This window comes from Candidatus Allofournierella excrementavium (assembly GCF_048526665.1).
GTDB lineage: Bacteria > Bacillota > Clostridia > Oscillospirales > Ruminococcaceae > Allofournierella_A > Allofournierella_A excrementavium.
On the sequence record NZ_DBGFPE010000005.1, the window covers coordinates 71,825 to 84,574 of the forward strand.

At 67.8% G+C, this 12,750-nt stretch carries 9 protein-coding genes; 6 read left to right on the forward strand and 3 right to left on the reverse strand.

Annotated features, from left to right (window positions below; translation table 11 throughout):
* Window positions 1-9: 9 nt before the first annotated feature.
* The 4 genes from thiI (at window position 10) to ACMI1Q_RS01235 (ending at window position 6,926) form a co-directional block, all read left to right on the forward strand.
* On the forward strand, window positions 10-1,227 hold the full coding sequence (thiI, locus tag ACMI1Q_RS01220) for a tRNA uracil 4-sulfurtransferase ThiI (RefSeq protein ID WP_419502520.1): 1,218 nt from the start codon (window positions 10-12) through the stop codon (window positions 1,225-1,227).
* Between the two features lie 24 nt (window positions 1,228-1,251).
* Window positions 1,252-2,526: a competence/damage-inducible protein A gene (locus ACMI1Q_RS01225; protein ID WP_419502521.1), complete on the forward strand. Its 1,275-nt coding sequence runs from the start codon at window positions 1,252-1,254 to the stop codon at window positions 2,524-2,526.
* A gap of 12 nt (window positions 2,527-2,538) precedes the next feature.
* Window positions 2,539-5,541 (forward strand): SpoIID/LytB domain-containing protein, encoded by a 3,003-nt coding sequence (locus ACMI1Q_RS01230; protein ID WP_419502522.1) that lies wholly within the window; start codon window positions 2,539-2,541, stop codon window positions 5,539-5,541.
* 245 nt (window positions 5,542-5,786) lie between these two features.
* The gene (locus tag ACMI1Q_RS01235) at window positions 5,787-6,926 is read left to right on the forward strand and encodes an LCP family protein (RefSeq protein ID WP_419502523.1); all 1,140 of its coding nucleotides are present in this window, start codon (window positions 5,787-5,789) and stop codon (window positions 6,924-6,926) included.
* A 135-nt stretch (window positions 6,927-7,061) separates the two neighbouring features.
* Here the strand turns inward: ACMI1Q_RS01235 and rpsT are convergent, their stop codons facing one another.
* Window positions 7,062-7,325 (reverse strand): 30S ribosomal protein S20, encoded by a 264-nt coding sequence (gene rpsT / locus ACMI1Q_RS01240; RefSeq protein WP_177522751.1) that lies wholly within the window; start codon window positions 7,323-7,325, stop codon window positions 7,062-7,064.
* 190 nt (window positions 7,326-7,515) lie between these two features.
* Here rpsT and gpr point away from each other — a divergent pair, with 190 nt between their 5' ends.
* On the forward strand, window positions 7,516-8,319 hold the full coding sequence (gene gpr / locus ACMI1Q_RS01245; RefSeq protein ID WP_394979812.1) for a GPR endopeptidase: 804 nt from the start codon (window positions 7,516-7,518) through the stop codon (window positions 8,317-8,319).
* A gap of 65 nt (window positions 8,320-8,384) precedes the next feature.
* Complete coding sequence (gene spoIIP / locus ACMI1Q_RS01250) at window positions 8,385-9,548, forward strand: stage II sporulation protein P (protein WP_419502524.1); 1,164 nt, start codon at window positions 8,385-8,387, stop codon at window positions 9,546-9,548.
* 51 nt (window positions 9,549-9,599) lie between these two features.
* On the opposite strand, the gene araA is transcribed toward spoIIP, so the two are convergent.
* On the reverse strand, window positions 9,600-11,075 hold the full coding sequence (gene araA / locus ACMI1Q_RS01255; RefSeq protein WP_419502525.1) for an L-arabinose isomerase: 1,476 nt from the start codon (window positions 11,073-11,075) through the stop codon (window positions 9,600-9,602).
* A 16-nt stretch (window positions 11,076-11,091) separates the two neighbouring features.
* Window positions 11,092-12,675, reverse strand: a complete 1,584-nt coding sequence (locus ACMI1Q_RS01260; protein ID WP_419502526.1) for a xylulokinase — start codon at window positions 12,673-12,675, stop codon at window positions 11,092-11,094.
* Window positions 12,676-12,750 lie beyond the last annotated feature (75 nt).

Here is a 12,750-nt window from a genome sequence, read left to right on the forward strand (position 1 = left end):
GAAACGACGATGAAGGAAGTTATTCTTTGCTACCAGGGCGAGATGGCCCTGAAAGGCCTGAACAAGGCCACCTTTGAGGCGGCGCTGGCCAAGGCCCTGCGCTTCCGCGTGCGGGAGCTGGGCAAGTTCCAGGTCTACAAGGCCCAGAGCACCATGTACGTGGAGCCCCGGGACGAGGAGGCCGCCGCCAACTTCGACGAGGCCTTCAAGCGGGTGGGCCAGGTGTTCGGTCTGGCGGCCCTCAGCCGCGCGGCGGTGTGCGAAAAGGACTTTGAGGCCATCAAGGCCACCGCCGAAAGCTATCTGGGCGAGACCCTGCGGGGCCTGCGCACCTTCAAGGTGGAGGCCAAGCGCTCGGACAAGTCCTTCCCCATGAAGAGCCCGGAGATCAGCCGGGAGCTGGGCGGCTTTCTGCTCTCCAAGCACCCCCACCTGAAGGTGGACGTGCATCACCCGGACATCGTGGTCATGGTGGAGGTGCGGGACTACGGCGCCTACATCCACGGCCCCAAGGTGCCCGGCCCCGGCGGCCTGCCGGTGGGCACCAGCGGCCGCGCGGTGAACATGCTCTCCGGCGGCATCGACAGCCCGGTGGCCGCGTGGTACATGGCCCGCCGCGGCCTTGCGCTGCATCACATCCACTTCGCCAGCCCGCCCTACACCAGCGAGGCGGCCAAGCGCAAGGTGCAGACCCTGGCCCAGACCATCAGCGGCTACACCGGCAGCTGCGTTCTGTATGTGGTGCCTTACACCACCCCCCAGGAGTACATCCGGGACCACGCGCCCGACGTGCTGTTCACCGTGCTCATGCGCCGCAGCATGATGCGCATCGCCAACCGCATCGCCAAGGAGATCGACGCAAAGGCCCTGGTCACCGGCGAGAGCCTGGCCCAGGTGGCCAGCCAGACCTTGATGGCCCTGGCCTGCACCGACGCGGCCCAGGACCTGCCCATCCTGCGGCCCCTCATCGGCATGGACAAGACCGAGATCGTGGAGACGGCCCGCCGCATCGGCACCTTTGAAACCAGCATCCTGCCCTACGAGGACTGCTGCACCATCTTCACCCCGCCCCACCCCAAGACCAAACCCACCCTGGCCGAGGTGGAGGCCGCCGAGGCGGAGATGCCCGGTCTGGCGGCGCTGGAAGAGCGGGCGGCCAAGGATGTGGAGCGCATCCGCATCGACATGCGCAAGGCCGCCGGGGACGAGGACGACCTGCTGCTGTGAAATGGCACAAAGGGGGAGAGAAACTTGACCGCTGAGATCATCTGTGTGGGCACCGAGCTGCTGCTGGGTGACATTCTGAACACCAACGCCCGCTTTTTGTCCCGGGAGCTGGCGGCGCTGGGCATTGACGTGCTGCACCAGCAGGTGGTGGGCGACAACGCCGCCCGCCTGGAGGAAACGGTGCGCGCCGCCCTTGGCCGCAGCGACCTGCTGGTGTTCTCCGGGGGCCTTGGCCCCACGGCGGACGATCTGACCAAGGAGACGGTGGCCCGGTGCTTTGGCGACGAGATGCGCTTTGAGCCGAAAGTGCTGGAGGAGATCCGCGCCTTCTTCACCTCCACCGGCCGCACCACCCCCGCCAACAACGAAAAACAGGCCATGGTGCCCACCAGGGGCGGCTGGTTCGAAAACCCCAACGGCACCGCCCCGGCGGTGTGGTTCGAGGCAGACGGCAAACGGGCGGTGCTGCTGCCCGGCCCGCCCTCGGAGCTGGAGCCTCTGTGGAAAAACGCCGTGCGTCTCTTCCTGCAAAAGGGGCAGCAGCGCGTGCTGGAAAGCCTCGTGCTGCGCCTCACCGGCATCGGCGAGAGCCACGCCGAGGAGCTGCTGGGCCATCTCTTCAAAAACGAGAACCCCACCGCCGCGGTCTACGCCAAGACCTCGGAGCTGCTCATCCGCATCACCGCCGCCGCCCCCGATGAAGAAACGGCCCGGGCCATGTGCCGGGACTACGCCCGGAACTTCTACCGGCTGGCGGGGGAGTACATCTACGCCGAGGGCGAGGAGGGGCTGGAATACGCCCTGGTGAGCGCTCTGCGCCAGAAGGGCCTCACCCTCGCCACCGCCGAAAGCTGCACCGGCGGCCTTGTGAGCCAGCTGGTCACGAACGTGCCCGGCGCAAGCGAAGCGTTCGGCTTCGGCTTTGTGACCTACGCAAATGAAGCAAAACAGAAACTGCTGGGGGTCAGCGAAGAGGCGCTGGCAAAGCACGGCGCGGTGAGCCCCCAGGTGGCCGCCGCCATGGCGGCGGGCGCGGCAAAGGCTGCCGGCGCGGACGTGGCCGTCTCCCTCACCGGCATCGCCGGCCCCGGGGGCGGCACCCCCGAAAAGCCGGTGGGCCTTGTATACATGGGCGCGGCCCGGGGCGCGGATGTGTTCGTCAAGCGCCTGGACCTGGGCAGCCGGGACCGGGCCACCATCCGCCTGGCCGCCGCCAAAAACGCCCTGGACGCCGCCCGCCGGCTGGCCCTGGGGCTGCCCATCCCCGGCGCGGTGAACGCCCGGGACATCCCGGATTGAGAGGTGAACACCATGGAACAAAACTCCTGCTCACTGGTGCTGCGGCTGTTTGGCCCGCAGCTGGACCAGGTGACCCAGGTGCTGCGCACCGCCGCGGGCCAGGGCTGCCCGGGCCTGAACCTTCTGATGAAAAACGGCGAGTACGCCGTCTGCGTCACCGCCCGGGGCGGGGATGCCGCCTCGGTCTGCCGCCGCTGGCAGGACTACTTTGAGAGCCGCTTCGGCGACGCGGTGTTCTGCGTGGGCGAAGAGAGCCTCGCCAATGTGGCGGTGGACGCGCTGGCAAAGTCCGGCCGCCTGTTCGTTGCGGCGGACGCGGCCACCGGCAAGCTGCTGGACGCCGCCCTCGCCGGGTGCGACAAGGCGGGCAGCGTCTATGACTTCGGTGCCCAGAGCTACGCCCACCCCAAGCGGGGCGCGCGGGTGGCGCCCAACAAGCACCTTTTAAAGAAATATCCCCACTGCCCGGTGCAGCCCGCCGCCACCCGCGCCCACGCGGCGCTGCGGGTCTCCGGGGCGGACTGGGCCGCGGCCTACTGCCCTTCGGACGGGCAGCACCCGGCCTTCGTGCTCACCTGCAACGACAAATACGCCTGGGTGCGGCCCCTGCCCGCGGACGGCGACGAGCAGGCTCTGGCCGCCGGCTGGCTGCTGGACATGCTGCGCCGCATGGCCCAGGGCAAGGACATGGACTCCTTTGTGGAGCGGTTTAAGCTGGGCGGCCCCGCCCCGAAACTGGAACTGCCCGGTCAGGCGCTGGCGGGCCTCGCTTCCGCCCCCGCGCCGAAAGCGGCGGCCCCGGCGGCCCCCGCTCCGCAGGCGGTCTCTGCCCCCGCGGCGGCAAAAGCGGCCCCCGCCCCTGCGGCGGCCCCCAAGGCGGAGGCGGCCCAGCCCCCGCAGGCCCCGGCCCGGCCGGCCCCGAAAGCCGCCCCGGCCCAAAGCGCCCCTGCGCCCGCGGCCCCGGCCTTCACCGGCAAGGCGCCCCGGCCCGACGGCGCGCCCGCCGACCTTCTCAAGCCGGACGAGCAGCTCACCAGCGCGGCGCAGCTGCTGTTCAGCGACGAAGCCCCCGAACCCGCCCATGAAGGGCAGGAGCAAAAGCCCTCCGGCCCCCACTGGGGGCGGCTGATCGGCTGCGTCCTGCTGGTGGCGGCCATCGCCGGCGGCGTGGCGCTGTGGCTGTGGCAGGGAGGCAAGCTGCCCGGCGGCGGCAGCGTGCTGGGCGACGTGGGCTACGGCACCGCCGACTACGACGACGCGGCCCGGGACTATCTGCTGGCCCAGCAGGCCAAGGACGCGGGCGTGGCGGCCTATCTGGCCCTGCCCGAACTGGACGGCTCGCTGGTCTGGTCCGCCGACGCGGCGGCCCCCGGCGGCCGGCAGGGCGGCGTGGTGAACGCCGCCGAGGACACCTTGCCCCGGTTCACCGGCTCGGAGACCCTGGGCCAGAGCCAGAGCAACGTGCTCGTGCGCTGCCCCACCGCCTCCATGGAACAGCTCAGCGAGCTGGTGCAGGAGGAAGTGCTGAAGGAGAACAGCGGCTTCACCCTCTACACCGCCGACGGCGACTACCGCTACAAGGTGCTGGCGGTCTACGAGTGGGACCCCGCCGAGACGGGCGAGTCCGCCTTTGACCTCTACGGCCTGCAGGACCTGTCCAACTACGAGGACTACCTCACCTTTGTGCTGGGGGCCAAGGCCCGCAGCCTTTACGAGATGCCCGCCGACGTGCGGGACGGCGACGCCTTCGTCACCCTGGTGGCGGACAGCCCCTCCGCCAGCGGGCGGATGCTGGTCATCACCGGCCGCCAGCTGCGGGACAACGAGGCCGCCATCCTCTTCGGCAATCAGGTGCAGCCCGCCGAGCAGCCCCTGATGCCCATGGCGGTGTATGAGAGCGAGGGCGTTTCCGCCCCCAGCCTCACCACCCTCAGCCAGTATTGGCTGAACTGGTACAAGACCGGCGGCGCCACCTCCAGCGACGTGCAGGAGGAGGCCGGCATGCCCGATGAGGACCGGCCTCTGAGCGAGGTGGGCGGCGGCGAAACGGTGGAGCCGGGCGCTTCCCCCACGCCGGACGCTTCGGCCAGCCCGTCGGCCACGCCGGACGCATCCGCCAGCCCGAAGCCCAGCGCCACCCCCTCGGCCAGCACCCCGGCCACCGCCGAGCCCACCCCGGGCCCGACGCCCGCGCCCACCCCCGCGCCCACTCCCACCCCTCCGCCCTCTTCCGGCAGCACCATCACCGTCACCATGAACGGCGTGCGCCAGGAGATGGACCTGGTGGAGTGTCTGGCCATGATCGCCCGCAACGAGATGGGCGCAAACGCCCCTGTGGAGGCCTACAAGGCCCAGATGGTGGCGGCCCACAGCTGGATCCTCAGTCAGCGCGGCGCGCCCAGCGTGGCCGGCCTGGAGCCCAACGAGACCATCCGCGCCGCCGCCCGTGAGGTGGCCAACCAGATCCTCACCTACAACGGCAGCGTTGCCTTCACCCCCTACTTCGCCTCCGCGGCCTTCGGCACCAACTCCAGCCAGGAGGTGTGGGGCGGCGCACGGCCCTACCTCATCAATGTGGACAGCCCCTACGACAAGGACTATGCCTCCAACTGGCAGAGCACCCGGGTCTACTACACCAGCGAGGTGGCCGCCCGCGCCCAGGAGCGCCTGGGTGTTGACCTCTACGCTTACAGCTCCAACCCCGAGGACTGGTTCGGCGACATCGTCAAGAACTCCAGCGGCTACGTCACCAGCATCCGGGTGGGCACCGCCACCACCACCGGCCGCAACCTGCGGGAGAACGTGCTGAACAATGTCAACGGCAAGACCCTGCGCTCCGCCGCCTTCGACATCAGCTACGACGCGGGCAGCGAGGCCTTCACCTTCACCGTCTACGGCTACGGCCACGGCTGCGGCATGAGCCAGATGGGCGCCTGGGGCTACGCCGCCAACGGCTGGGGCTATGCGGACATCCTTGCCCATTACTACCCCGGCACCACCCTGGTCACCCAGTAAAAACGTCCTTCAAAAGCCCCTGTGCCGGCGGCACAGGGGCTTTTGTGCGCGAAAGGCGCACAAAAGCAATGTAAAAATATAGTAAAATGGCAGAAAAAGCGAACAGGGTTTTGTGGCAATGGGCGAAAATGGGCAAAAAGCCTCCATTTTTCGTAAAAGATGGAGTATAATTCCTCTGTAACTCTTTTGACATTTTTGGCCCGCGGGACCGGGCCGCAAAAAACTGAAAGCGAGGGAACGACCCTTTGAACAAGCCAAAGAACAAACGCAACGCCGTCAAGCTGGCGCTGATCGTGCTGGCGGTGGTGCTTCTGGCCGCCTGCGGCACGGTGTGGTATATGTACAGCCAGGTGGCGCCCGCCCTGGACGAGGGCGAGGCCGGCCAGCTGAATCAGGTGCAGGACCCGGACCTGGCGTCTGAGGGCGACCGCACCTACAACCTGCTGCTGCTGGGCATCGACTACGACACTGACCGGGACTACGCCGAAGGCAAGGGCATGACCGACGTCATCCTCTATGTCCAGATCGACCGGGACGCCGGCACCGTGAACGCCTTCCAGATCCCCCGCGACACCTACTACGGCGAGGACATGGGCGGCGGCAAAAAGGCCATCGAGGGCAAGATCAACGAGGTCTATGCCAACGGCCCCGACCAGGAGAACCTCATCAACAACATCGCCAACATGATCTACCAGCTGTACAAGCTGCCGGTGGACGATTATGTCACCATCGACATGAACGCCTTCAAGACCATGCTGAACAACATGGGCGGCATCGAGATGTATGTCCCCTGGGACATCGTCACCGTGGACAAGGACACCGGCAAGGAGGACCTGGTCTGCACCCAGGGCACCCACCTCATCAGCGGCGATACCGCCGAGCTGATCCTGCGCAACCGCAACTACGCCACCGCCGACTATAAACGGCTGGAGACCCAGCAGTACTTCTACGCCGCCCTGGTCAAGACCTTCCTGGAGGACTACACCCTGGCGGACTACTACACCACCTGCAAGCTCATCGCCCACTACATCAACACCAGCCTGGACATCACCGACATCTGGGGCCTGTACGACACCATGCTCAAGATCGAGCCGGAAAACATCTTCATCGTGCGCGCGCCCGGCGGCTCGGCCCACATCAACGGCCACACCTGGGTGTATTACACCGACCGGGAGAACTGCGCCCGCATTTTGAACGAGCACTTCCGCAGCCCGGACAAGCCCGTGCCCGCCGAGGACCTGGGCCTTGCCACCGGCTATGAGTACATCTCCGGCATGAATGTGGACGAAGGCCGCACCATGGGCAGCGTGATGGAGGCCGCCGAAGAGGGCCAGGAGGAGCTGGAAGCTTCCTCCGCCCCGGCCTCTTCCCCCTCCGCCAACTGACCACAAAACAGAAAAGCCGGCCCTGCGGGGCCGGCTTTTTGTCGCAAAAATGAAACAGGGAAGGGCCGCCGCCCTCCCGCGGAAAAAACAAAAGACCCGCCGAAACCGGCAGGTCTTTGTTTTCGTCTGGAAAAATCAGGCGTTGGCCTTGTTCGCGCGCTTCGCCATGCGGCTGATCTTGCGGGCAGCGGTGTTCTTGTGGACCACACCTTTGCTCTGCGCCTTGGCGATGGTGGAGACAGCCACCTTGACAACGGCGTCCTTGTCAGCGGCATTCGCGGCGATGGCAGCGTTTGCCTTCTTGACGACTGTTTTCAGGTTGGACTTGATCGCCTTGTTGTGAAGGGCTTCCTTCTTGGACTGGACCACGCGATCCTTCTGGGATTTGATGTTAGGCATTCGTACCACCTCCTTACTACCCATAACAGTGCAATTTATAATACCACATTTGAGCGGCGCATGCAAGCGTTTTTTAAACTTTTTTCCGGCGGTATGGCGCGGGCGCCGCCGGCCCACACTCCCATGGGGCCCCGCCGCGCGAAAAGGGCGCGGGCGGCGGCCACTTCATACCGCTGTGAGGTGCTTTTTCATGTCCGTTTACACCGACATCGCCGACGAAATTTACGGTCCCTCCAAAGGGCAGGTGCCCGGCGGGGTCAAGCTGTTCACCGCCCGCTCGGGGCCTGTCACCCTCACCCGGGTGCAGATCACCCGCACCGGTCTTGCCCGCCCGGCGGGGCGCTACTCCACCCTGGAGATGCCCAGCCTCGCCGTGGCGGATTCGAAAGACGAGCGCTACGTCAGCGCCGTGGCGGGGGAGCTGCGGGCCATGCTGCCCGAAACGGGCGCCGTGCTGGTGGTGGGGGTGGGCAACCGCCGGGTCACGGCGGACGCGCTGGGCCCCCGGGCGGCGGGGGGCGTGCTGGTGACGCGGGGCATCGCGCCGGACAGCCGCACCGCCGAGCTGGGCCTGCGGGAGGTGTGCTGTGTTTCCCCCGGCGCGTCGGGGGAGACGGGCATCCCCCTGGCCCAGGTGCTGGCGGGGCTGGTGCGGGCGGTGAAGCCCGCCGCCATCCTCTGCATCGACAGCCTGTGCACCTCCGACCCGGCCCGCATGGGCCGCACGGTGCAGATCAGCGACACCGGCCTGTGCCCCGCCCGGCCCTCCAGCGGCAAGTGCCTCACCCGGGCCATGCTGGGGGTGCCGGTGCTGGCGGTGGGCATCCCCACCATGATGGAGGCGGACGACCTTCTGGGCCGCCCGGGCTGCGTCGTCACCCCCCGCCAGCTGGACACGGTGGTAAAAAAGGGCGCGGAGCTGCTGGCCCTGGCGGTGAACAAGGCGCTGCAGCAGCGGCTGTCCATCGCGGAGCTGTGCTATCTGGCCAACTGATGGAATGAAGAACGCCCCCCGGCGCATATCCTTTCAGCAGGACTATGAAAAGGGGGGCGGAGCCGTTGGCACATTCCAAAACGCTGCGGCGGCTGGGCACGCTGGCGCTGGCGGCGGCGGTGGGCACGGCGGCCATGGGCGCGGGCCGCTATGCCGGCGTGCCGGACCTGGCGGGCAGCCTTGCGGTGGCAGGCAGCCTGCTGGCCAGCCCGGCGGCGGCGCTGGGCGCGGCGGACCGGATGTTCCGGCAGGAGGCGGTGGCTGCCGCCCAGACCGAAGTGGAGGACGCGGAGAGCCCGCCGGTGTTCACCACCCCCTCGCCCGAGGAGCTGCTGCCCGAGGCCACTCCCGCGCCCGAGAGCACCGAGCCGGCGGCCGAGCCCGCCGAGGACGCGGCGGCCGCCCCGGCCCCCACCCCCGGCCCGCCCCCCGAGGGGATGGGCGCCATCGTGAGCGCCCACTACCAGCAGGGCAGCGGCGACGCCTACATTCCCTGCACGGCGGGCACCATCAAAAACTGCACCAGCCTCTCCGCCGCCGAGGTGGCCGAGGCAGCCTCGGCCCCGCTGCCCTTCAACATTGAGGTGGGTTCGGATGAGCCCCAGGTGCTCATCATGCACACCCACGCCACCGAGAGCTATGAGCTGGAGGACCTGGGCTGGTTCGACCCGGAGTACACCTGCCGCCGCACCGACACCAGCCTCAACATGGTGGCGGTGGGGGCGGCCATCGCCGAGCAGCTGAACGCGGCGGGCATCGTGACCCTGCAGGACGCCACCCTCCACGACTACCCCAGCTACAACGGCAGCTATGAGCGCAGTAACGCCACGGTGCGCAGCTATCTGGAAAAATACCCCAGCATCAAGGTGGTGCTGGACGTCCACCGGGACGCCATCGAGACCGACGAGGGCCGGGTGAAGGCGGTGGCCGATGTGAACGGCAGGACCGCGGCCCAGGTGATGATCATCTGTGGAGCGGACAAAGGCGGCAACCTGCCCAACTTCAAACAGAATCTGGCCTTTGCGGCAAAGTGGGAGAGCGCCATGGAAAGCCGCTTCCCCGGCTTTACCCGCCCGGTGCTCTTCGACTACCGCTACTATAACCAGGACCTGACCACCGGCAGCCTGCTCATCGAGATCGGCAGCCACGGCAACACCCTGGAGGAGGCGGTCTACTCCGGCCAGCTGGTGGGCGAGGCGCTGGCGGGCCTCTTCACCACCGGGGAGTAAAAACAAAAACGGGCGGCGGCTCCTTCAAATGGGAGCCGCCGCCCGCCGCTGTCATTTCAGCTTCCAGGCAAGGTCGGAGAGGAACAGGTCGTGTTCCAGCCCCTCCACCGTGGTGCCTTTGCCGATGTGCACGAACTCGATGTCCATCATCCGGGCCCAGTCGGCCATCTGCTCGGCGGTCACGTCGTAGCTCAGCACCGTGTGGTGGGCGCCGCCGGCGGTGATCCAGCACTCGATGCCGGTGGCAAGGTCCGGCATCGCCTGCCACATCACCCGTGCCACCGGCAGGTTGGGCATGGGCAGGATGGGCTTGACACAGTGGATGTCCTGGCAGATGAGCCGCAGCCGGCCGCCCATGTCGATGAGGCTCACCACGATGGCGTCCCCCTCGTGGCCCTCAAACACAAGGCGGGCGGGGGGCTGGCGGTCTCCGATGCCCAGAGGATGCACCTCGATGCGGGGCCGCGCCGCCGCCACGCTGGGGCAGACCTCCAGCATGTGGGCCCCCAGGCTGTACTCATTGCCCGGCTCCAGATGGTAGGTGTAGTCCTCCATGAAGGCGGTGCCGCCGGTCTGGCCCTCGCTCATGGCCTTGAGGATGGCGGTCATGGCGGCCACCTTCCAGTCGCCCTCGCCGCCGTAGCCGTAGCCCTGGGCCATCAGGTGCTGGCTGGCAAGGCCCGGCAGCTGCTCCATGCCGTAGAGGTCCTGGAAGTTGTTGGAGAAGGCAAGGCAGCCCTCCGCGTCCAGCATCTTCTTCATGGCGATCTCCTCCCGGGCCTGATATCGCACGGTGGCCAAATCGTCGGTGGCGAAGTCATACTGGGCGCGGTACTCCTCCATCAGCGCGTCGATCTCGCTTTCCGTCACAGCGTCCATGGTTTCCACCAGCTGGCCCACCGGCCAGGTGTTCACCTGCCAGCCCAGCTTCATCTGAGCCTCCACCTTGTCGCCCTCGGTCACGGCCACCTCCCGCATGTTGTCGCCGAAGCGCATGACCTTCAGCTCCTTGCTGACGGCAACACCCACGGCGGCGCGCATCCAGCGGCCCAGCCGGTCCTGCACCGCCTCGTCCTGCCAGTAGCCGGCGATGACCTTGCGGGGCGCGCGCAGCCGGGCCCCGATGAAGCCGTGCTCCCGGTCGCCGTGGGCGGCCTGGTTCAGGTTCATGAAGTCCATGTCGATTTCTTCATTGGGGATGGTGCGGTTGTACTGGGTGGCAAAATGGCACCAGGGCTTTTGCAGGCTGGCAAGGCCGTTGATCCACATCTTCGAGGGGCTGAAGGTGTGGCACCAGGTCACGATGCCGGCGCAGGCGGGGTCGTGGTTTGCCTGGCGCACCACGTCGGAAATTTCCTTGTTGGTCTTGGCGGTGACCTTGTAGACCAGCTTGCAGGGCAGGCGGCCGGAGGCGTTCAGCGCCTCGGTCATTTCGGCGGCGCGGGCGGCCACCGTCTCCAAAACCTCCGGCCCGTAGAGGAACTGGCTGCCCACCACGAACCAGAATTCATATTGTTTCATGCTCATTGGTATAAACCTCCCGTCAGCGCAGCGCCTGCCCGGCGGCTTTTTCCACCGGGATGCAGGCGGCGTAATCTTTGATAAAGGCGGCAAATCCCGCCGCGTCGGTCTCGTCCGGGGCGATGGTGCTGCCTTCGACCCCGGCAAAGACGGCCTCCTCCAGCCAGTCTTCCAGGGCGGGCGCGCCGCCCTCCATGCAGCGCAGGCGGTAGAGGGCCAGCAGAGCCATGCCCCAGGGGCCGCCCTCGCCTGCCGAGGCCATCACCGACACCGGCACCCCCAGCGCCCCGGCCAGCAGCTTCTGGCCAACCACCGGGGTCTTGAAGAGGCCGCCGTGGCCCAAAAGGCGCTCCAGCTTCACCTGCTCCTTTTCAAAGAGCAGGTCCATGCCCAGCTTCAGGGCGGCCATGGTGGAATAGAGCTGAGCGCGGGCGAAGTTTTCCAGGGTGAGGTGCGCGTCCGGCCGCCGCGCAAAGAGGGGCCGCCCTTCGGCAAGGCCCAGCACCGGCTCGCCGGAGTAGCAGTTGAAGTTCACGAGGCCGCCGCAGTCCGGCGCGCCTTCCAGCGCCTTCTGATAGAACAGGTCGTAAAGGGCGGGCTTGGAGAGGGCAGCCCCGGCGGCCCCGGCCATCTGGCCCAGCAGGCGCACCCAGGCGTCCAGGTCGGAGGTGCAGGTGTTGCAGTGCACCATGGCCACCGGCCGCCCGGCGGGGGTGGTGACCATGTCTATTTCGGGGTAGACCCGGGAGAGGGGCTTTTCCAGCACCGCCATGGCGAACACCGATGTGCCCGCCGACACGTTGCCGGTGCGGGCGGCCACCGCGTTGGTGGCGGCCATGCCGGTGCCCGCGTCCCCCTCGGGCGGAGCCAGGGGCGCGCCGGGTTCCAGCACCCCGGCGGGGTCCAGCCAGCGCGCGCCCTCCGGGGTCAGGCAGCCCGCGTCCTCCCCGGCGGCCAGCACTTTGGGCAGCACCTGCCGCAGGGTGAAGGGCAGGCCCGCCTGGGCCAGCAGTTCGTCAAAGGAGGCCAGCATCCCCGCGTCCCAGTCGCAGGCGGCGCTGTCGATGGGGAACATGCCGGAGGCGTCCCCCACGCCCAGCACCTTGCGGCCGGTGAGCTGCCAGTGGACATAGCCCGCCAGCGTGGTGAGATAGGCCAGGTCCTTCACATGGGCTTCGCCCTTCAGCATGGCCTGGTAAAGATGGGCCACGCTCCACCGCTGGGGGATGTTGAAGCCGAAGCGCTGGGTGAGGGCCGCCGCGGCCTCGCCGGTGGCGGTGTTGCGCCAGGTGCGGAAGGGCGCAAGCTGCCGCCCGTCCTTATCAAAGGGCAGGTAGCCGTGCATCATGGCGGAAACGCCCAGGGCCCCCACCCGTGCAAGAGGCGCGCCGGTCCTGGCCTGCCAGTCCGCCGCCAGCGCGGCGAAGGCGGCGCGCACGCCCGCCTGCACCTCCTCCAGATGATAGGTCCACCAGCCGTCCTCCAGCCGGTTCTCCCAGTCGCAGGCGCCGCTGGCCAGCGGCGCGCCCGCGCCGTCCACCAGCACCGCCTTGATGCGGGTGGAGCCCAGTTCGATGCCGAGGATGGGCGGTGTGAGTTCATTCATAATGTGCCTCCCCATAGATGAAAGCGGAGTGCGGCGGAGCATGACCTGCCGCCGCACTCCGCAAAAAACAGAGCG

What these genes read in the sequence shown, in the direction of transcription:
- thiI (WP_419502520.1), top strand. Translation starts at nt 10, where the DNA reads ATGAAGGAAGTTATTCTTTGCTACCAGGGCGAGATGGCCCTGAAAGGC.
- ACMI1Q_RS01230 (WP_419502522.1), top strand. Translation starts at nt 2,539, where the DNA reads ATGGAACAAAACTCCTGCTCACTGGTGCTGCGGCTGTTTGGCCCGCAG.
- ACMI1Q_RS01260 (WP_419502526.1), bottom strand. Translation starts at nt 12,675, where the DNA reads ATGAATGAACTCACACCGCCCATCCTCGGCATCGAACTGGGCTCCACC.
- rpsT (WP_177522751.1), bottom strand. Translation starts at nt 7,325, where the DNA reads ATGCCTAACATCAAATCCCAGAAGGATCGCGTGGTCCAGTCCAAGAAG.
- araA (WP_419502525.1), bottom strand. Translation starts at nt 11,075, where the DNA reads ATGAGCATGAAACAATATGAATTCTGGTTCGTGGTGGGCAGCCAGTTC.
- gpr (WP_394979812.1), top strand. Translation starts at nt 7,516, where the DNA reads ATGTCCGTTTACACCGACATCGCCGACGAAATTTACGGTCCCTCCAAA.